At 70.0% G+C, this 19,168-nt stretch carries 16 protein-coding genes; all 16 read right to left on the bottom strand.

What is annotated here, in order from left to right:
• Nucleotides 1-27 precede the first annotated feature (27 nt).
• On the bottom strand, nt 28-1,143 hold the full coding sequence (locus VFR64_11825; protein ID HET9490431.1) for a glycosyltransferase family 4 protein: 1,116 nt from the start codon (nt 1,141-1,143) through the stop codon (nt 28-30).
• A 231-nt stretch (nt 1,144-1,374) separates the two neighbouring features.
• The gene (locus VFR64_11820; GenBank protein HET9490430.1) at nt 1,375-2,523 is read right to left on the bottom strand and encodes a glycosyltransferase; all 1,149 of its coding nucleotides are present in this window, start codon (nt 2,521-2,523) and stop codon (nt 1,375-1,377) included.
• On the bottom strand, nt 2,520-3,626 hold the full coding sequence (locus VFR64_11815) for a glycosyltransferase family 4 protein (GenBank protein ID HET9490429.1): 1,107 nt from the start codon (nt 3,624-3,626) through the stop codon (nt 2,520-2,522). The genes VFR64_11820 and VFR64_11815 overlap by 4 nt, the downstream gene beginning before the upstream one ends.
• 4 nt (nt 3,627-3,630) lie before the next feature.
• Entirely contained in the window at nt 3,631-4,746 is a 1,116-nt protein-coding gene (locus VFR64_11810) for a glycosyltransferase family 4 protein (protein HET9490428.1), read from the bottom strand.
• Complete coding sequence (locus tag VFR64_11805; protein ID HET9490427.1) at nt 4,737-5,723, bottom strand: glycosyltransferase family 9 protein; 987 nt, start codon at nt 5,721-5,723, stop codon at nt 4,737-4,739. Before VFR64_11805 ends, VFR64_11810 begins: the two co-directional genes overlap by 10 nt.
• On the bottom strand, nt 5,720-6,817 hold the full coding sequence (gene lpxK, locus VFR64_11800; GenBank protein HET9490426.1) for a tetraacyldisaccharide 4'-kinase: 1,098 nt from the start codon (nt 6,815-6,817) through the stop codon (nt 5,720-5,722). Before lpxK ends, VFR64_11805 begins: the two co-directional genes overlap by 4 nt.
• Nucleotides 6,814-8,091 carry a 3-deoxy-D-manno-octulosonic acid transferase gene (locus VFR64_11795; protein ID HET9490425.1) on the bottom strand — a complete coding sequence of 426 codons (1,278 nt, stop codon included), beginning with the start codon at nt 8,089-8,091 and terminating at the stop codon, nt 6,814-6,816. The genes lpxK and VFR64_11795 overlap by 4 nt, the downstream gene beginning before the upstream one ends.
• The gene (gene lpxB, locus VFR64_11790) at nt 8,091-9,272 is read right to left on the bottom strand and encodes a lipid-A-disaccharide synthase (protein HET9490424.1); all 1,182 of its coding nucleotides are present in this window, start codon (nt 9,270-9,272) and stop codon (nt 8,091-8,093) included. Before lpxB ends, VFR64_11795 begins: the two co-directional genes overlap by 1 nt.
• On the bottom strand, nt 9,259-10,047 hold the full coding sequence (locus VFR64_11785; protein ID HET9490423.1) for an LpxI family protein: 789 nt from the start codon (nt 10,045-10,047) through the stop codon (nt 9,259-9,261). Before VFR64_11785 ends, lpxB begins: the two co-directional genes overlap by 14 nt.
• On the bottom strand, nt 10,047-11,075 hold the full coding sequence (locus VFR64_11780) for a Gfo/Idh/MocA family oxidoreductase (GenBank protein ID HET9490422.1): 1,029 nt from the start codon (nt 11,073-11,075) through the stop codon (nt 10,047-10,049). The genes VFR64_11785 and VFR64_11780 overlap by 1 nt, the downstream gene beginning before the upstream one ends.
• Nucleotides 11,072-11,929, bottom strand: coding sequence for an acyl-ACP--UDP-N-acetylglucosamine O-acyltransferase (gene lpxA / locus VFR64_11775; protein HET9490421.1), 858 nt, complete (start codon nt 11,927-11,929; stop codon nt 11,072-11,074). Before lpxA ends, VFR64_11780 begins: the two co-directional genes overlap by 4 nt.
• Nucleotides 11,922-13,001 carry a UDP-3-O-(3-hydroxymyristoyl)glucosamine N-acyltransferase gene (lpxD, locus tag VFR64_11770; protein ID HET9490420.1) on the bottom strand — a complete coding sequence of 360 codons (1,080 nt, stop codon included), beginning with the start codon at nt 12,999-13,001 and terminating at the stop codon, nt 11,922-11,924. Before lpxD ends, lpxA begins: the two co-directional genes overlap by 8 nt.
• A 4-nt stretch (nt 13,002-13,005) precedes the next feature.
• Nucleotides 13,006-13,554, bottom strand: coding sequence for an OmpH family outer membrane protein (locus VFR64_11765; GenBank protein ID HET9490419.1), 549 nt, complete (start codon nt 13,552-13,554; stop codon nt 13,006-13,008).
• A 9-nt stretch (nt 13,555-13,563) separates the two neighbouring features.
• A complete protein-coding gene (bamA, locus tag VFR64_11760; GenBank protein ID HET9490418.1) occupies nt 13,564-15,723 on the bottom strand; it encodes an outer membrane protein assembly factor BamA in 2,160 nt (719 codons plus the stop codon).
• Nucleotides 15,724-15,849: 126 nt separating this feature from the next.
• Nucleotides 15,850-18,297 carry an ATP-dependent Clp protease ATP-binding subunit gene (locus VFR64_11755; protein HET9490417.1) on the bottom strand — a complete coding sequence of 816 codons (2,448 nt, stop codon included), beginning with the start codon at nt 18,295-18,297 and terminating at the stop codon, nt 15,850-15,852.
• 168 nt (nt 18,298-18,465) lie between these two features.
• Complete coding sequence (locus VFR64_11750; GenBank protein HET9490416.1) at nt 18,466-19,167, bottom strand: ABC transporter ATP-binding protein; 702 nt, start codon at nt 19,165-19,167, stop codon at nt 18,466-18,468.
• Nucleotide 19,168: the final 1 nt, after the last annotated feature.

Genomic DNA, 19,168 nt, shown 5'->3' with positions numbered 1-19,168 from the left:
TCAGTCTACGGCCTTACCCCTCGATTCTCAATACAATTTGGCCTTTCCGGCCGCGCATTCGGCGTACAGCCGTCCGAACGCCGCGACCTGCGCGACGTAGGTGTAGGGCTCGGCGGATGCCCGGGCGGCCGCGCAGGTCTCTGCGCCGCCGGCGATGGCGCGCTGGCGCAACTCGGCCAGCGCGGCGGCGATGGCGCCAGGATCCCGCGCATCGACGACGGCCCCGTTGAGACCGGGGCGAATCAGCTCGCTGCCGCCGGCCGTCACGCTGGCCACGACGGGCAGGCCGGAGGCCAGCGCCTCCAGGTGCACGTTGCCGAAGGGCTCGTACCGGCTGGGCAGGACCGCGACGTCGGCGGCCGCGTACCACCGCTCGATGTCGGCGCGGGGGCCGAGCCAGATCACCTGCCCGGTGACATCGTGACGACTGGCCAGCGCTTCGTAAGGGCGGGTATCGCCCTTGCCGACGACGATGAGGCGGCTCTGCCGATCGTCCAGGAGCGCCAGCGCCTCGATCGCGGTCGCCAGCCCCTTGCGTTCGAAGCCGCTGCCGACGAAGAGCGCCGTCCAGGCCTCCGCGTCGAGAGCGGCTTCCCGGCGTGCGGCCGCGCGCAGGGTGCGGCGATTGTTCGGGTGAAAACGCTCGAGATCGACGCCGTTGTAGATGACGGTGACCCGGTCCGGGCTCACGCCATACAGGGTTTCGATCTCGCGCTTGCCGGCACAGGAGATCGCCACGATGCGTGGCGTCCGCGCGAAGACGCGGCCTTCCAGCGCGAGGACCACCCGATGATAGAGTCGCCGCCCCGGCGCTCGGCCTCGCGTCAAGAGATAGCCGCGATGGCAGCCTTCACCGGCGCGGTAGATGTCCTGACCGAGCGTCCGCTCGTGACTCTGCACGACGTCCCAACCTCGCGCCGCGATGAGGCGCGTTGCCAGGGCCAGCGTCAACGCCCGGGCGGTCGCGGTCAGGGGCGGCACCGGCAGGCGGTGCAGGACGACGCCGTCGACCGGTTTCTGCCCCGGAGGGCTGGCCAGGTGAACCTCGTAGCCGTGCTCGACCAGCGCCCGGATCAGACCGGCCGTCGCCCGCTCCACGCCGCCGTGGAACACGAACGGACGCGCGACGATCAGGAGCTTCATTGTACCGAAAGCCGTGTGCCCGGCTCGGGCCGGGGGTGGGCTGGCCTCGGCACGACGTGGCGGCGTGCGCCTCCCCGATTTGATGTAGTCGACCGCGAGCTCGGCTCGCACTGCAGGTGGGCTGCTCTCGGCACGAGGTGGCGGCGTGCGCTTCCCCGATTGGCTGTGGTCGACGGTGTGCCCGGCTCGGGCCGGGGGTGGGCTGACCCGAGCGCGAGGTGGCGGCGGCGTCTACGCACGAGCGGCCCTGTCCAGCACACGGCCGCTGGCGAGCCGATCGATCAGCGGGAAGAGGCGGGCGCGCGCGGCCCTGAAGCTGTATTCGGCGACACACCGGGCCCGCGCTCGCCGGCCGAGCGCGGCCGCGGTGTCCGGGTCGCCGACGAGACGGCGGATGGCGTCGGCCAGCTGGCCGATATCGCCCGGCGGGACGACCAGGCCGCAGCCGTCCAGGATCTCCGGGATCATCGACACGGCCGTGGCGACGATGGGACGTCCCAGCGCCATCGCGTCGAAGAGCTTCGCCGGAACCTGTCCCACGGTGTCGGAGGTCGCGCGCTGCGGCACGGCCACGACAGTGGCCGCCGCCAGGTAACGTGGGACGTCGTCGAAGGGGATTTCGCCGACGACCTTCACGAACGGCCGGGCCGCCCACCGGCGCGCCGCTTCGCTGTCCGGCCTGGCGCCGACGATCGCCAGCGCGGCGTCGCCGCCCAGGCGCGCCACGGCCTCCACCAGATCGTCCACCCCCTTGTAGCCGCGCGGCGTGCCCAGGAACATGACCAGCGGCGATCGCCCGATGCCCAGGGCCGCACGGACGGTAGCGGCATCGTAGCGCTCGGGAGTCCAGGCATCGGTGTCACGCACGTGGGGAAGCAGGATCCCCCCGAAGCGCCGCTCCAGGAACCGGGAGGCGACGGTGACCGCGTCGGCGGCCGGGATGAGCCGCTCGCAGAGCCAGGTCCAGGCCAGGCCATTGGGGTTGGCCAGGTTGAGCGCGCGGCCGAGCCGACCCCAGACGCCCGAACGGTAGTAGAAGCCGAGCTCCCAGTCGTCGATGTCCAGCAGCAACGGCCGCCGCCGCCGTCGTCGGGCCAGCAATGCCACGCCGTAGCTGGTGGGCCGCGGCTTGGAGGCGTAGAGGACATCGCCGTCGATCCGATCGCAAAGGGCGCCGACGTCGGCGAGGAAGCCAGGATACCGACGCGCGGGCACCGCCACGTAGTCGATCGCGCCGCCCGTCACCGGGCTCCACACCCGTGGTCCGAACTGTGGCCCGACCACCGTGACCTGATAGCGCGACGCCAGCAGGCGGGCCAACAGGTCGGCCCGGCCGGTGGCGTTATCCGAGAGGTCGAACGTAAGGACCGTGATCTTCACGATGCGAGCTGCCGGTACCGCTCCTCCAGCGCGGCGGCGACGCAGGCCCCCGAGTAGCGGCTGACCACCAGCCGGCGCCCGGCCTCGGCCACTCGCGCCCGAAGCGCCGGGTCATGGCTCAGGCGGCGGAGCGCGCTGGCCAGCGCATCGGCGTCCCCGGCGTGGATGAGTATCGCGTCCTCGCCATCGGTGAGCGCTTCGCTGACCACGCCGACCCGCGAGGCGACGAGCGGGCGGCCGGCCGCGAGATACTCCCATACGACGCGCGACATCCCCTCCGACTCCACCGGCACGTACAGGGCCACGTCGACGGCGGCCAACACGCCAGCAAGGTCGTCGGCGAAGCCGGCGAAGGTGAAGCGATGCGCGAGCCCCGAACGCCGGACCATCTCCCGGATCGCGGGCTCCGCGCTCCCCCGCCCCACGAACGCGAAGTGCAGGCCCTCGCCGGCGAGCCGTCCGGCCGCCTCTATGACGACGCGATGCCCCTTCATCCCTCGCAAGCCCCCGATCATCCCCACCAGCAGCTCGCCGTCGGCGGCGCCGAGGCGGCGACGCACGGCGGGATCGGCCGAGCGCGGCCGGAAACGCTCGACGTCGGCGCCGCCCGGCAGGGCGACCACCCGGTCCGGCGGGAGCAGCTCGCTGGCCAGATACTGCCGGCGGATCGCCTCGGTCACGGTGACGACGAGCGCTGTGGCCCGACGATACAGCCAGCGGTTCACGGCGTGCGCCCTCACTGCCTGGACGATGTGCCGGGTCCGGACGATGGGCCGCGGAGCCTCGCTCAGCCGATTGGCCATCGCCGCCAGCCAGTGCTCCTTGCTGCGATGCACGTGTACGACGTCCACCCGAGTCAGCCAGCCGCGGAGCTGCCGGAGATCGGCCGCGTCGGCGGCGGGACGCACTCCACCAGGCATGGCGAGCGTGATGATGTCCTCGACGCCTTCAGCCCGGGCCGGCCCGATGACCCTGGCCTCGGTGCCGGCCCGGCAGCCCAGGGTGACGGTGTGGCCCCGGCGGCTCAGCTCGCGGCTCATGCGGGCGGCCCAGTAGGCGTCCGACGACCACCCGCGGCAGGACATCAGGTGCAGGATGCGCACCGCCCTACACCAGCGTCTGGTACACCGCTTCGACGATGACCACGGAACGCTCGGGACTGAACTCCATTGCCGCTCGGCGTTGGCCCGCCTGGCCCATCGCTCGCGCGAGGCCGGGGTCGGTGAGGATCGCCGCCAGGGCGGCGGCAACGCTTTCGGGACGGTCGTCATCGACCAGTAGCCCCGTCTCACCGTCGACGACCGTCTCGGGTAGCGCCCCGACGCGACGGGCCACCACCGGGCGGCCCGCGGCCATCGCCTCCAGGACGGCCCGGCAAGAGTCGTCCGAGCCAGCGGCCATGAGGGCGAAGCAGTCGGCGGCGGCGACGACGGCGGGAAGATCGCGATCGCGGTAGCCGGTGAAGATGACGTGCCCGGTCAGCTTCATGCTCGCGACGTGATGCTCCAGGCGGGCCCGAGCCTCGCCCTTGCCAACGAGGAGCAGCCGCGCCTCGGGCAGGGTCCGCAGCAGCGCCTGGAAAGCGGCCAGGAGCAGCTCGTGACCGCGGTTGGGAGCCAGCCGGGACACCGAGACGATGACGGGAGCTCGCCCGAGCTTGAACTCCTCCCGCACCGGCGCCGGATCCAGCGGCTCCTGGAAGCGCGGCAGGTCGGCGATGCCGGGAACCCAGTGCGTCCGCTCGGCCGGGATGCCCATCTCCTGGCAGCGCGCCTCGATCTGGCGCGAGACGGCGAAGACGGCGGCCGTGCGCCGGTAGAGCATCGCCGAGACGCGATCCCGCTTGACCGAGCGAAAGTTGTGAAACGTGCGGACCACCGGGATCGGGCGTCCCGAGCCCCGTGCCGTGCGGATGAGCAATCCCAGCCAGTGGTCATGCGAGTGATGGCTGTGGATGATGTCCACGCCCTCGGCACGGGCGATCGCCCGCAAACGGCGAACGTCACCGAGCGTCCGCGTGGGGAGTCCTCGTGACTCGAGATGCAGGCCTGGGAGCGGATCGAGGCCGGCCTCGCGGGCCTTGGCCTCGAAGCGATCGCCGGGGATCACCCCCAGCAGCACCCGATGGCCGCGCTGCCGCAGGCTCGAGCTAAGGCGGATCACCGGATCGGCGCTGCCGGTCCACCAGCGGTTGGCGACCAGGTGCAGAACGGTCAGGCCCATCGCGGGAGCAAGGGCCTGAGCCGTGCCTCCACTTCGTCCGCGGTGATGCCTCGCAAGCAGGGATGCTCGATCGGACAGGCGCGGTAGAAGCACGGGGCGCAGGGCGTTGGACGGTTGACCACGACGACCGGGCCGCGGGGTGACGTCAGTTCCGGATCGGTGGGCCCGAAGAGACTCACGACAGGCGTGCCGAGCGCGGCGGCCAGGTGCCCGACCCCGGTGTCGCCGCACACGAGGCCGTCGAGCTCGACCAGAACGGCGGGAAGCAGGGCTGGAGTATCCCGACCGGCCAGGTTCGGCACCTCGATCACCTCGCACACGCTTTCCGCCGTCGGCACGTCCGCCGCCGTGCCCAGCAACACGGGACGGGCGCCGCGGGCCAGCAAGATGCGACAGAACTGGATGAGTCGCTCGATCGGCCAAAGCTTCGATGGCCCGAACTCCGCCCCGAGGTGGACACCGATCCGCGGACCGCGAGCGCGATCCGCGACGCTGCTGAGTAACGCCCTGGCCGTCTGCCGTATCTCGGAGCCTTCCGGAGGAGGTGTGAGCATCGGCACGCGCGTCACGGGTTGAAGGCGAAGCGGCTCGAGCAGGAGCAGATATTCCTCGACCTGATGGCGTCGGGGGGAAGGCAGGGTGAGCGGGTCGGTCAGCAGCCACGTCCGTCCACCCCGGACGAACCCGATCCGTCGGCGAGCGCCCCAGTACCAGGCCGACAGCACGGATTCCAGCGAGTTCGGCATCAGCAGCGCCACCTCGGCCCCGAGCGCGCGCACGGTGTCGGCGGCTTTCATGCGGCCCGAGAGCGAGCGCGGATAGGTCACCAGCACGTCGCCCAGACCTTGCCCGGCCAGCAGCGGCGCCCATGGCCCGGCCAGCGCGATGCGAGCATCCGGCAGGCCGGCGCGGAGGGAGCGAAGGGCCGGGACCGCCATAACCGTGTCGCCGAGCCAGTTGGGCAGGCGAACAATCACGTCCGGGCGCATGTGCGGGCGAAGGCGGCCCGCCACAGATCGTCGCCCGCGAGGAGCTCCAGCTGCACGCTCAGGATGTAGAGTGCCCGTTCCGGCCGTGACAGCCGGCGCAGCCGCACCCAATCCTTCTCGGTGGTGATGAGCGCCTCGGCGCCGAGCTGCCGAGCGCGCACGTTGAGCTCGCGAAGGTCCTCGAGGGTGTACCAGTGGTGATCCGGAAACGACACCTGATCCAGCACGGCGACGCCCAGCTCGTTCAGGGTCGTGCCGAAGCCGCGCGGAGAGGCGATGCCGGCGAAGGCCAGGAGGCGGGCACCGTTCAGACTGGTCAGCGGGCGCGTTTGCATCCGCTCGGCTTCCCAGCATTCCACCGGCGCGTAGCGGGCGCTGAGCACCGGCACACCGGGTGCCCAGCGGCGGGCGGCCGCCTGGACTTCCTCCAGATCGACGGCGCTGCGTGCCTCGGTAGCCACGATCAGGTGCGCGCGCGCGAGCGCGGCGAGCGGCTCGCGCAGAGGGCCGCCGGGGAGCAGCTGCCCGTTACCCCAGGGATTGCGGGCCCGAGTCATCACGACTTCGAGATCTTTGGCGAGCGTCCGGTGCTGGAACCCGTCGTCGAGAACGACCGCCGTCGCACGGAACCGCTGCACGGCCAGGCGGGCGGCTTCATAGCGGTTGGCTCCGACGATGACCGGCACCCGCGGCAGCCGCCGGGCCAGCAGGAACGGCTCGTCGCCGGCATCCTCGGGATCGAGCCGGATCGACGCCGTGTCCGCGACGACCTGCACTCCCCGGCTCTGCCGGCGGTAGCCCCGACTTACCACGGCCGGGCGATGCCCGAGGTCGACCAGCGTCCTCACGGCCAGCTCCACCGCCGGCGTCTTGCCGGTGCCGCCGACCGTGAGGTTGCCGACCGAGACCACAGCGCACGGCAGCGCGCGCGAGCGCAAGACGCCCCGGTCGTAGAGCCACTGGCGCGCCCCGAGCAGGCCGCGGTACCCGCCGGCTAGCGCGCCCAGCACCAGGGCCGGGCCGGGAGAGAACCCCTCGTCCCAACGCCGGGCGAGCCGCACGCTGGCGCTGGAGCGGGTCACGGCGTCTCTCGGGGCCGGAGGAACTGCGCCACCAGGTCGAGGGTCGCCTGCACGGCGCCCTGGCGGGAGGCCACCGCCTCGTAGGCCCGGGTCCCCAGGCGCGCGCGCAGGTCGTCGTCCTTCAGCAGCCGAATCAGCTCGTCGGCGAGGGCCTCGGCGTCGGCGACGACGAGACCGCCACCCTCCCGGGTCAGCGTCGCCGCGGCGTCCCTGAAATTGGTCGTGTGAGGGCCGAACAGCACCGGCTTTCGCCGCAGCGCGGCCTCGAGCATGTTGTGGCCGCCGACGGGCACCAGGCTGCCTCCAAGGAAAACGACGTCGGCGACCGCGTAGATCGGGGCCAGCTCCCCGACCGTGTCGACGACGATGACGGCATCCCCGGGGCGCTGGCGGGGCAGCTCGCTGCGGCGGACGGCCGGCCACCCGCGGGCGGCGACGAGCCCGAGCACCTCGGGCACGCGCTCGGGGTGGCGCGGGGCGACCACCAGGACGAGATCCGGGCAGCTCTCACGAGCCCGCGCATGGGCGGCGAGCACCGCCTCTTCCTCGCCCCGGTGTGTGCTGCCGGCGATCCACACCCGCTGCCCCGGCCCCAGGCCCAGCATGCGGGACCAGAGCTCGACCGAGCCGGCCGGATCGGGCATCGCCTCGTTCTTCAGGTTGCCGGTGACGAATACCCGCTCGGCTGACGCGCCGAGCGCGATGATCCGGCGGGCATCCTCCTGCGATTGCATGGCGAAGACGCGGACGTCATCGAGGACCGTGCGAAGCAAGCGGCGCACCAGCGCGTAGCGGTGGAACGACCGATCGGACAGGCGGCCGTTGGCCACCATGACGGGCACACCGCGCTGGGCCAGGATCCTGAGCGTGTTGGGCCACAGCTCGGTTTCCATGCACACCAGGAAGGCCGGGTTGATGGCGCCGATCACGCGCCGGGCGGCCCCCGGCAGGTCGAGAGGAAAGAAGCGATGGACGGCGGCGTCGGCGAATCGTTCGCGAACGACGCGGGCACCCGTCTCGGTGACGGTCGTGACCACGACCGGAAGCTCCGGGTAGGCGCGGCGCAGCCCCTCCACGAGCGGGGCGGCGGCGATGGCCTCACCCACCGACACCGCGTGCACCCAGGCGACGGGGCCGTTGCCGGTCGGCACGGCATCGTAGCCGAGTCGGGCCCGCAGGCGCAGAGGTACGCCTCGGGCGACACGGCGCCACAGCAGGGCAGGCAGGTAGCCGGCGAGCAACGTGGTCAGGATCGCGGTATAGAAACGGTACATCAGGACGCTCGAACCTGCAGTCCGTTGGCGGCGACATCCAGGACGAGCCGGGCCGCACGAGCGCCGACCCCGGCCGCGCCAAGCTCGGCCTCGAGCTCGTAGAACGCCTGACGCTGGGCCTGCAGGGCGCCGGGCGTCTCCAGCAGCCGCACGGCTTCCCCGGCCAGTCGTTTCCCCGTGGCGTCGCGCCGGCGGCAGAGCTCGGGCACTACCTGGCGCCCGAGCACCAGGTTGACGAGGCTCACCCAGGGCACCCGCACGAGCACGGAGGCGATGCGCTCGCTCACCGCCGAGAGACGGTAGCAGACCACCATCGGCGTTCCCAGCAGCGCAGCCTCCAGGGTGGCGGTCCCCGACGTCGCCAGCAGCAGGTCGCTGGAGCGCATGACGGCGTACGTCTGGTTCTCCACCACGCCCACCGGCGGCCCGCCGGCGAGGTATCGATCGACGAGGGTCCGGGACACCGAAGGGGCGAGCGCGAGCACGAAGCGGACCTCCGGCCGGACGGCCACGATGCGGCGGGCCGCGTCGGCCATCAGCGGCAACAGACGCTCGATCTCCTGGGAACGGCTGCCGGGTAAGAGGCCGATCACCACGCTGGCCTCGTGCAGACCGAGCTGGCGCCGCGCCGCCACGCGAGTCGGCGCCGCCGGCAGGGTGTCCAGGACGGGATGGCCCACAAACTGAACGGGCACGCCGGCGCTGGCGTAGAGGGCACGCTCGAACGGGAACACCGCGAGCACAAGGGAGACTCGCTGCCGGATCGTCTGTAGCCGGCCCGGACGCCAGGCCCAGACCTGGGGCGGGATGAAATAGACCACGGGAACGCCCCGCTCGCGCGCCGCGCGGGCCAGGCGCAGGTTGAAGCCCGGATAGTCGATGAGCACCAGCACGTCAGGCTGCTCGCTGGCCAGGGCCGCTACGAGGTGTCCGTACGTGCGGCGCAACAGGGGCAGGCGGCGCACGACCTCGCTGAACCCCACGACGGCGGTGTCCTGGATGTCGGCCATCACGTCGAGTCCCGCCGCCGCCATCCGTCCGCCTCCCATCCCGAACAGACGCGCGCCGGGCGCGTCGGCGCGCAGGGCGCGACACAGCGCCGCACCGTGAATGTCGCCCGACACCTCCCCCGCGGCCAGCATGATCCGCGGCGGCGGTGGCCGCCGCTCAGGCCGCGCCATCCACGCTCACCAGGGCCATCCCGGCCTCGTCGACCGCGCCGAGAACGGCAGCGCGATCCAGCAGGAGCACGCGTCCGGCCTCGACGGCCAGCGCGCTGGCGCCCCCCGCCACCGCCGCCGCGATGGTCTCGTGACCGATCGCCGGCGTGTCGATGCGGTAGTCGTGATCGCCGGCCACCGCCTTCACCACGATAGCCCCGGGCCCGGCCAGGGCGGTGCCCCGTCGGACGGCTTCCGTCGTGCCCTCGACGGCCTCCACCGCGGTCACCGCCCCGCGGCGCAGGACGACCGTCTGGCCGATCCGCTGATCGGCCATCTGACGGGCCACGGCCAGGCCGCGGCGAATCTCACTCCACTCCGGTTCGGTGGGTGAGCGGCGGGACCAGCAGCCGCCAGCCAGAAGCAGATCGCCGAGGAACTCCCGTTGATCGAGCACCTCGACGCCGACGGAGGCCAGCGTAGCGATCACGGCCTCCACCAGTTTCACGTCCACCCGGCCGCCGGCCCGCGCGGCGAGGTCGTGGGCCATGTGATCGCCGGGCTCGGCCCGGAGCACCTCGCCCATGGAGAAGCGGCCGCACAGCACGGCAGCCGTGACCCGCTCGGCGCTCAGCGCGGCCAGCACGGCGGCGGCCTCGGTGAGGCGGCTGGGGATGACGCGGGCGACGGCGCTCCCCAGCTCGGCAGCGCCGGAAAAGGCGAAGCCCACGATCTGCCAGCCCTGGCGCTGCGCCCGCTCGGCGATGAGGGCCGGCAGGACGCCGGCGCCCGCCATCAGACCGAGCGTCCGCTCCACGGCCAGTCGGGCGGCAGGGCGGTCTCCCGGCGCCCGTCGCGGATCATCTGCTCGATCTCGAGCGCCATGGCGAGCGAGCGAAGGTCGTCGAGCTCGGCCGGCTCGATCACCTCGCCGCTGCGCAGGCGCAGCACCGTGCGGATGAGGTTGGCGATCTCCAGCTTGAGCGGATTGTCCTTGTGGACGAACAGGTGCTCCACGAAGGAGGCCTGCCGGTAGCGGATGGCGTCCCGGTTGGAGCGAGCCTCCTGGGCGGCGCGGCGGTGGATCTCGATGTCCTGCACGAGATAGTCCAGGACGATGTAGGCGTCGGGTTGGGTGATCGCCAGCGTGCGGATCTTCTCTTCGGTGGCCCGGCTGGCCGTGATGGTGGCGATCGTCCCCGACTCGAACCAGATCTGGACGTTGGCCACGTCGGTCACGTCCGAATGGACACTGGCCCCGAAGGCGGCGAGCCGCCGCGGCGCCGACGGCACCAGCGCCAGGACGATGTCGATGTCGTGGATCATGAGGTCCATGACCACCGTGTCCTTCTGGACGCGAGGGGCGAAGGGCCCCAGGCGGCGCGATTCGATGAGGATCGGCCGCTCCACGATCTTGCGGAGCTCCTGGACCGCTCCGTTGAAGCGCTCCACGTGACCGACCTGCAGGGCCGCCCCCGAGCGGCGGGCGATGGCGAACAGCTCTCGCGCCTCCTCCAGGCTAGGCGTCATGGGCTTCTCGATGAGGACGCCGATGCCGGTCGCCAACAGGTCGCGGGCAACGTGGAAGTGCTGTTCGGTGGGCACGGCCACCGAGACGACGTCTACCTTGCCGATGAGGTCACGGTGGTCGCTGAAGCTGCGGGTGTCGTAGTGCTGGGCCACCTCGGCGGCGCGGTCAGCATCGATGTCGACGACGCCCACGAAGTCGACATCCCACAGCTCGGCGTAAACGCGTGCATGGTATTGCCCCATGTGGCCGACACCCACCACGGCAGCCCGGATCCGGCTGTGGGGCGATGTCACAGCACGCTCTCGTGGTCGGCGCCGGCCTCGAGCTCCTCCGCGTTGCCGTGGGCGTGGCCCCAGCCGCCGGGCGGCCCGCACATGCCTCGTCGCGAAGCGGTGGCGACGAACCGGGCGATGGCGTCGACCATCGGATGCGGAGGCAGCTCGCGCCGCAGCCGTTCGAGGGCATGGGCGGGAGTCAGGCCGCTGCGGTAGAGGACGCGGTGGGCTTCCTGCACGGCGCGGCGGTCCGCCGGGGGGATGCCGGCGCGCCGGAGGCCGACCACGTTGACGGCACGCACCGTGGCCGGCACGCCGTCGGCCATCATGAAGGGCGGCACATCGGCGATGACCTTGCTGCCTCCCCCGAGGTAGGCGTAGGGACCAACCCGCACGAACGGAGCTATTCCGGTCTGGCCGCCGACGGTGACGTAGTCGCCGATGTCGCAGTGCCCGGTGATGCCGGCATAGTTGATCACGATGACCCCCTGGCCCAATCGGCAATCGTGGGCGACGTGGCTCATCGACATGATGAGACACCTGGGGCCGATCTCGGTAACGCTTTCCGGGCGGGTAGCGCGGTGAATGACCACGTACTCCCGGATGACCGTTTCCGCGCCGATCCGGATCCCCGAAGGAGTGCCTTCCTTGAACTTGAGATCCTGAGGCCGCCCTCCCAGGGCCGAGCCGTGACCGATCTGGACCCCGGGCCCCACGTCGATCTGTCCCTCCAGGATGACATGATGGCCCACCTCGACGCCGTCCCCCAGGGTGACCTCGGGCCCGACGATGGAGTAGGCGCCGATGCGAACGTCGCGGCCGATCACGGCGCGGGGATCCACCACTGTACTGGGGTGAATGGCCTCAGGCATCGGCACTGGCCTCCTCGTCCGAGGCGCTGACGTCGCCCACGCGAGCGGCCAGAGCCTCGACTCGCCGCTCGAGCCGGCGCAGGCGCCGGGCCATCTCGGGGAGCTGGCCCTCCGCCAGCAGGATACGCTTGCTGTGAGTGAGCGGCCGCGCCGGGCTGCCCAGAACTTTCTCCCCGGGCTGGATGTCGGCATGGACGCCGGACTGAGCGGCCACGACGGCACCGTCACCCACGGTCACATGGTCGGCGATCCCGACCTGCCCGGCGAGCATCACGCCGCGGCCGATCCGGCACGAGCCGGCGACGCCTACCTGAGCGACCAGCACCGAGTGCTCGCCAACCTCCACGTTGTGGCCGATCTGCACCAGATTATCGACTTTCGTGCCCTGGCCGATGACCGTGTCGCCGAAGCCCCCGCGGTCCACCGTGGTGTTGGCGCCGACCTCGACGTCGTCCTCGATGCTGACACCTCCCAGCTGCGGGATTTTGCGGTGACGGCTGCCGTCGAACACGTAGCCGAAGCCGTCGGCGCCGATGACGGCACCGGCGTGGAGGATGACGCGCCGGCCCAGCCGCACGCCCTCACGTACCACCACGTGCGGGTACAGGACGCACTCGTCGCCGATCCGGGCGCCGGCGCCCACGTAGACGAGTGGATAGAGACGGGTTCCCGCGCCGATCACCGCGCCCGTTTCCACGACGGTGAGGGCGCCGATGCAGGCGCTGGCCGCGACACGGGCATCGGGCGCCACGATGGCCGAGGGATGGATCCCGGGGCTCACGACCGCCGGCGGGTGGAACAGGGCGATGAGGTCGACGAGGGCGAGCCGGGGTGCCGCCGTCACCAGCGTGGGCGCCGGCAGCCCGGTCACGCCCGGCGGCGCCAGAAAGGCGCCGGCCCGGGAGCTGAGGGCCGCCGCGCGATACCGGGCGTCGATGAGGAAGGAGATGTCGCCGGGGCCCGCCATGTCGAGCGGCGCCACCCCGTGGACGACGCGGGCCGGGTCGCCCTCGAGCGTGGCGCCCAGCCTGGCGGCAATGTGGCCCAGCGGCAGACCGGCCGGCCCCGCCATCGCGCTACTTCTTCCCCTTCGTCGCCGCCTCTTGATCGTAGGCGCGAATGACCTCGTCGGTGAGATCGGCGTCGGGCGCGGCGTAGAGCACCACGGCCCCCCGGCGTTCCAGGATCATGTAGTAGCCTCGCTGCTTGCCCAGCCGCTCGATCACGCCCACCAGATCCTGCTGCAGGCGGAACAGCGCTTGCTGCTCCTTGCGGGCGAGGTCGCGCTGGAAGTCGTCGGCGAGTCGCGCGGTGTCCCGGCGCTTGCGCTCCAGCGTCTCCTCGCGCTCGCGACGGGTGTCGGCCGTCAGCAGCGAGCCCTTCTTTTCCAGATCCTCGCGAAGCTTGTCGACCTCCTGCTTCTTGCTGTCCATCTCCCGCTGCATCTGGGCCTTCTCACGTTCCAGTTGCGCCCGGGCCGCGACGCCGGGCTGCGATCGCACCAGCACCCGCTGAAGATCCACGTAGCCGATGCGGGGCGGCGGCGCCGTCGGGGCCTGGGCCAGGGCGGCGCCGCCTGTCAGCAGCGCCGCGAGGATCGAGGTGGCGGCCAGGCTTGCTCTCATGCTCCCCTCCTAGAAGGGTGACCCGACAGAGAAGTGTACTGCGCCAAAGTCCTCCCCACTCTTCCGGTCCAGCAGAACGCCGTAGTCGATCCGGATGGGGCCGAACGGGGAGATCCACCGGACTCCGCCTCCCGCCGCCTCCCGGGTATCGGTCGGGTCGAACGAGGTGCCGAAGCCGTAGACGTTGCCGATGTCGAAGAAGGCGGCGAGCCGGAAGCCGAAGGGCAACGGGATGATGTACTCGACGGTCCCGAGCAGCTCGGACGTGCCTCCGATACGGGTGCCGGTCTCATCCACCGGGGAGATTTCCCGGAACTTGACGCCTCGGAAGCTGTTGGGCCCGCCCAGGTAGAAGCGCTCGAACAACGGAAACTCCTCGTCGCCCCAGCCCCATCCCGCGCCCACTTCCAGGCGGCCCGACAGGACGTGTCCGAGCCAGATCGGCTGGAAGTAGCTGGTGGTGCCCACCGTCTTGACGAACTGGGAATCGCCGCCCAGCCCGGCGAACTCCAGGCCCAGGGAGGTGTGGCCGCCCCGGGTGGGAGCAAGGATGTTGTCCCGGCTATCGCGGGTGAGCGCCCCCGACACCAGCGACGTCACGCGCACCCCCTCCTCCTCCTGCAGGGTCGCGCTGACACCCTCGGCCAAGTCGCTGATCTCGTCGCGGGTCAGGCGGTATCCCGTGTGCCAGCGCCAGTACTCGGCGAACGGATGGCTCATGCGCAGGTTCCCGCCCAGAGAATCGTAGTCGTAGTCGTCGAAGATCCGTCGGAGATTGAAGAGGTCGAAGCCGGCCGACAGAGGGCGGTCGAACAGCCAGGGCTCCGTGAAGCTGAGGATCCCCTGTTGGGTGCTGCCCCCCACCCGGATGCGCAGCGTGGCCTCCCAGCCGCGGCCCAGGAAGTTGCGCTGGGCCAGGTCGATGGTCCCGATGAGATTGTCGACCGAGGAGAAGCCGCCGCCGATGCTGAAGATCCCGGTGGGGCGTTCCGTGACTCTGATGTCGACGATGATCCGATTGCGATCCGAGCCAGGTGCCGTGCTGACTTCGACCGTTTCGAAGTAGCCCAGGTTGATCAGGCGTCGGCGGGCCCGTTGCAGCTTCTGCAGCGTGAACAGGTCGCCTTCGGCCATGGGGATCTCGCGGCGCAGGATCTTGTCCTGGGAGCGGACGTTGCCGCTGATGTTGATCCGCTCCACGTAGACCTCGGGCCCTTCGGCGATGGCGAAGGTGAGGTTGACCCGAGCCGTGCCCGGGAAGGTCTCCGAGCGGGGGACGACATCGGCCGCCGCGCGCCCGATCGAGCTGTAGAGGTCGACGACGGCCCCCACTGACTGGCGGATCTTGGATCGGGAATAGACGTCTCCGGCCTTGACCTGAATCACCCGCCGTACTTCCTCTTCGGGGAAGAGCGTCACTCCCTGGATGAGGACTTGATCCACCCGGTATTGAGGGCCCTCCACCACCGAGAACGTGACCGTCACCCGGGCCTTCTCCCGGTCGACGGCGATGTCGTACCCGTCCACCCGGGCCTGGATGTGGCCGTGATCGTTGTAGAAGCTCAGGATGCGCTCCACGTCCTCGTCGAGCTTCTGGCGCTGGAGCTTGCCGCGCAGGATGAAATACTCCCGCTCCTGCGTGGCCAACACTTTCTTGATCTCACGGTCGCTGAGCTGCTGGTTGCCCTCGATGACGATGCGCTCGATCGTGATGCGCCGGCCCTCGTTGATCTTGAACATCACCTTGACGTCGCCACCGGCCAGCCGCTCGACCTCGGGCGTCACCTGGACCTCGAAGTACCCGGACTGCTCATAGTAGTCCTGGAGCTTTTCCTGGGCTTTTCGGACCTCCACCGGGTTATAGACGCTGCCCAGCTTGATGTCGATCTGGTCTTGCAGGGCGCTCGTCTCGATCTTCTTGTTGCCGATGAACTCGACGTCCCGCACGAACGGGCGCTCGATCACCACCAGCGTCACTTTGACGCCACCCTCGAAATCCTCCACTTTGGCCTGGACGTCGTCGAAGAAGCCGAGGCCGAAGATCGTCCGCAGGTCTTCACTGAGGGTCGAGGGGTTGAACGGGGCGCCGATGCGGGTCTGGACACGGTTCAGGATGACCGCCTCCTGGACCCGGCGGTTACCTTCCACCAGTAGCTCTTTGACCAGCACCGGTCGCTGTTGTCCGGCGGCCCCGGGGCTCCGGACCAGCACAACGAGACACACAACAAAACAGACGGAGAGACGTACTCTCCCCCTGACCTTCACCGGGTCGCTCAGGCTCGCGTCGAGGCTCGGCTAGTGCTCGGCAAGTGCGAGCGGCGCGTCGACCGTCTCCGCCTCCCGGAAGACGAAGGTGCCGGCATCGACGTCCACCTCGATGCGGGCGTGCTCGGGGATCTGGCCCCGGATGATGGCCTCAGCCAGGGGATCCTCGACATGCTTCTGAATCGTCCGCCGGAGTTGCCGCGCGCCGTAGGTGGAGTCGTAGCCTTTCTCGACGAGCAGATCCTCCGCGGCCGGCGTCAGCACCAGCTCGATCCCCCGCTCGCTGAGCTGCTTGTTGATGCGCCGCGCCATGAGGCGGATGATCGCCTTGATGTGACCGGCCGTGAGCGAGTGGAAGACCACGATCTCATCGACGCGGTTCAGGAACTCGGGTCGGAACGTGCGCTTCAACTCCTCCAGCACCCGCTCCTTCATCTTCTCGTAGGACTGCTCGTCCGACTCCTGCAGGAAGCCCGGAGAGACGCGCTTGCCGATGAGGCTCGTCCCCAGGTTCGACGTCATGATCAGGATGGTGTTCTTGAAGTCCACCACGTGGCCGAGGGAATCGGTGAGCCGCCCGTCATCGAGCACCTGGAGCAGCATGTTGAAGACGTCGGGATGGGCCTTCTCGATTTCGTCGAAGAGGACCACCGAGTACGGGCGCCGCCGCACTTTCTCGGTGAGAAACCCGCCCTCCTCGTAGCCGACATAACCGGGCGGCGCGCCCAGCAGGCGCGACACCGAGAATTTCTCCATGTACTCCGACATGTCGACCCGGATCAGGGCGTTCTCGTCCCCGAACAGGTACTCGGCCAGCGCTCGGGCCAGCTCCGTCTTGCCCACCCCGGTGGGACCGAGGAACACGAACGAGCCTACCGGCCGCTTGGCGTCCTTGAGCCCCGCCCGCGAACGGCGGATGGCCCGGGCGACCGCGGCCACGGCGTCGTTCTGCCCGATGATCCGATCGTGCAGGGCCTCCTCCATCCGGGCCAGCTTCTCCGACTCCTTCTCCTCGAGCTTGGCCAGGGGGATGCCAGTCCAGCGGGAGACGATGTACTCGATGTCCTCTTCCTCGACGAGCTGCTTGCCCTTGCCCTTGTTCTTCTCCCACTCCCGCTTGAGCTCTTCCTCGCGGTGCCGGAGCAGCTTCTCCTTCTCGCGCAGGGCCGCAGCCTTCTCGAACTCCTGGGCCTCCAGGTACATGTCCTTCTCGCGGATGACCCGCTCCAGCTCCTTCTCGATCTCCTTTACTTCCGGGGGCGGAGTCAGGGCCATGAGCCGGGTCCGCGAGGACGCTTCGTCGATGACGTCGATGGCCTTGTCGGGAAGCTGGCGATCGGTGATGTACCGGTCGGCGAGGTTCACCGCGGCGGTGATCGCCTGTTCGGTGATCTTCACGCGGTGATGAGCCTCGTACTTGTGGCGCAGCCCTCGGATGATCTCGATGGCCTCGGGCACGGAGGGAGCTTTCACCAGCACCGGCTGGAACCGGCGCTCCAGCGCACCGTCCTTTTCGATGTACTTTCGGTACTCGTCCAGGGTGGTGGCGCCGATGGTCTGGATCTCCCCGCGGCTCAACGCCGGCTTGAGCATGTTCGAGGCGTCGATGGCGCCTTCGGCGGCGCCGGCCCCGATCAGGGTGTGGAGCTCGTCGAGGAACAGGATGACGTTCTCCGACTGCTTGATCTCCTTCATCACCGCCTTGAGCCGCTCCTCGAACTGCCCGCGGTACTTGGTGCCGGCGACGAGCGCTCCCAGATCGAGCTGCAGCAGCCGCTTGTTGAGCAGGACATCCGGGACGTCGTGGCTGACGATCTTCTGGGCCAATCCCTCGACGATGGCCGTCTTCCCCACCCCCGGCTCGCCGATGAGCACGGGATTGTTCTTGGTGCGGCGGGCCAGGATCTGGATGACGCGCTCGATCTCCTGTTCCCGGCCGATGACGGGGTCGAGCTTGCTCTCGCGCGCGAGCTGCGTGAGGTCGCGGGCGAACTCGTCGAGCACGGGCGTCTGGGATCGCTTCTTCGGCCGCGGGTAGTACTGATCACCGAGCAGCGCCAGCGTCTCCTGGCGCACCTCGTCGAGACGAGCACCCAGGGATTCGAGAATCTTGGCGGCGATGGACTGCCCTTCCTTCATCAGCCCGAGCAGCAGGTGCTCGGTGCCGATGTAGTTGTGCCCGAGCTGGCGCGCCTCCTCGATGGAGAGCTCGAGGACGCGCTTGGCCTGCGGTGTGAAGGGCACCTCACCGAACGTCAGCGTCTTCGGGAAGCCGGCCAGGGCCCGTTCTACCTCGGCCTTCACGGTTTCCAGTCGCAGGCCGAGCCGCTGCAAGACGGCGGTGGCGATGCCTTCGCCGTCGCGGATCAGCCCGAGCAGAACGTGTTCGGTCCCGACAAAGTCGTGGCGGAAGCGACCCGCCTCTTCCCGCGCCAAGATGATGACCCGCCGCGCCCGTTCGGTGAATCGTTCGAACACTGGAGTCCTTTACCCCTTTCTATGGCCGGTGGTCGCCCAAATTTGCCTGCGTCGACGCCTAGTTGACCTCAGTATAGCTCACGCTGGCAAGGGCCGCCACGGTTTTTCTCCAAAATCCGTCTAAGCCTGTGAAAGTGTGCGTCAAAGTCGGCGCACCCGCGTCCCGGCTCACTCCCCCGGGCGCACCTCGCGGGCGCGCCCCTCCACCAGACGATAAGCCCGGTCGGCTCGGCGCGCGAGCTCGGGGTTGTGCGTGGCGATCAGGAAGGCGATTCCACGCTCGGCCTGTAGCCTGAGGAACAGGTCGAAGATGACCTCGCTCGTCTTGGGATCCAGGTTGCCGGTCGGCTCGTCGGCCAGGATGATCCTCGGCTCCGGCACGAGCGCGCGCGCGATGGCCACACGCTGCTGCTCACCGCCACTGAGCTCGCCCGGCCGGTGGCGCAGGCGGTCGGTGAGCCCGACCTCGGCCAGGGCATCGGCGGCTCGTTGCCGGGCCTCGCTCCAGGAGCGGCGGGCCAGCAGAGCCGGCACCATGGCGTTCTCCAGGGCCGTCATGTCGCCGAGCAGGTTGTAGAACTGAAAGACGAAGCCCACCTGGTGGCGTCGGAAGCGGACCAAGCCGACTTCGCCCTGAGCGAAGACGTCCGCTCCGTCGAAGAGGACACGGCCAGCCGACGGCCGATCCAAGCCGCCCAGCAGGTGCAGGAGCGTCGATTTGCCCACGCCCGACGCGCCGACCAGCGCCACCACTTCGCCCCGAGCGACCTGCAGGCTGGCGCCGCGCAGCACCCGCACCAGCTCGGGGCCGGTGCGGTAATCCTTCTCCAGGTCTTCACCCACCAGCAGAGCCGCGCCCGCGTCACTCATG

Source organism: Candidatus Methylomirabilota bacterium, assembly GCA_035709005.1.
In the GTDB taxonomy this organism is placed as follows: Bacteria; Methylomirabilota; Methylomirabilia; order Rokubacteriales; family CSP1-6; genus 40CM-4-69-5.
The sequence above is the reverse complement of the archived record's forward strand: the minus strand, read 5'-3'. Positions and strand labels throughout refer to the sequence as shown.

Bases quoted from the DNA above. Each gene is read 5' to 3' on its own strand.
- VFR64_11825 (HET9490431.1), bottom strand. From the start codon at position 1,143: ATGAAGCTCCTGATCGTCGCGCGTCCGTTCGTGTTCCACGGCGGCGTG.
- VFR64_11810 (HET9490428.1), bottom strand. From the start codon at position 4,746: ATGGGCCTGACCGTTCTGCACCTGGTCGCCAACCGCTGGTGGACCGGC.
- VFR64_11795 (HET9490425.1), bottom strand. From the start codon at position 8,091: ATGTACCGTTTCTATACCGCGATCCTGACCACGTTGCTCGCCGGCTAC.
- lpxB (HET9490424.1), bottom strand. From the start codon at position 9,272: ATGGCGCGGCCTGAGCGGCGGCCACCGCCGCCGCGGATCATGCTGGCC.
- VFR64_11785 (HET9490423.1), bottom strand. From the start codon at position 10,047: ATGGCGGGCGCCGGCGTCCTGCCGGCCCTCATCGCCGAGCGGGCGCAG.
- lpxA (HET9490421.1), bottom strand. From the start codon at position 11,929: ATGCCTGAGGCCATTCACCCCAGTACAGTGGTGGATCCCCGCGCCGTG.
- lpxD (HET9490420.1), bottom strand. From the start codon at position 13,001: ATGGCGGGGCCGGCCGGTCTGCCGCTGGGCCACATTGCCGCCAGGCTG.
- VFR64_11765 (HET9490419.1), bottom strand. From the start codon at position 13,554: ATGAGAGCAAGCCTGGCCGCCACCTCGATCCTCGCGGCGCTGCTGACA.
- VFR64_11750 (HET9490416.1), bottom strand. From the start codon at position 19,167: ATGAGTGACGCGGGCGCGGCTCTGCTGGTGGGTGAAGACCTGGAGAAG.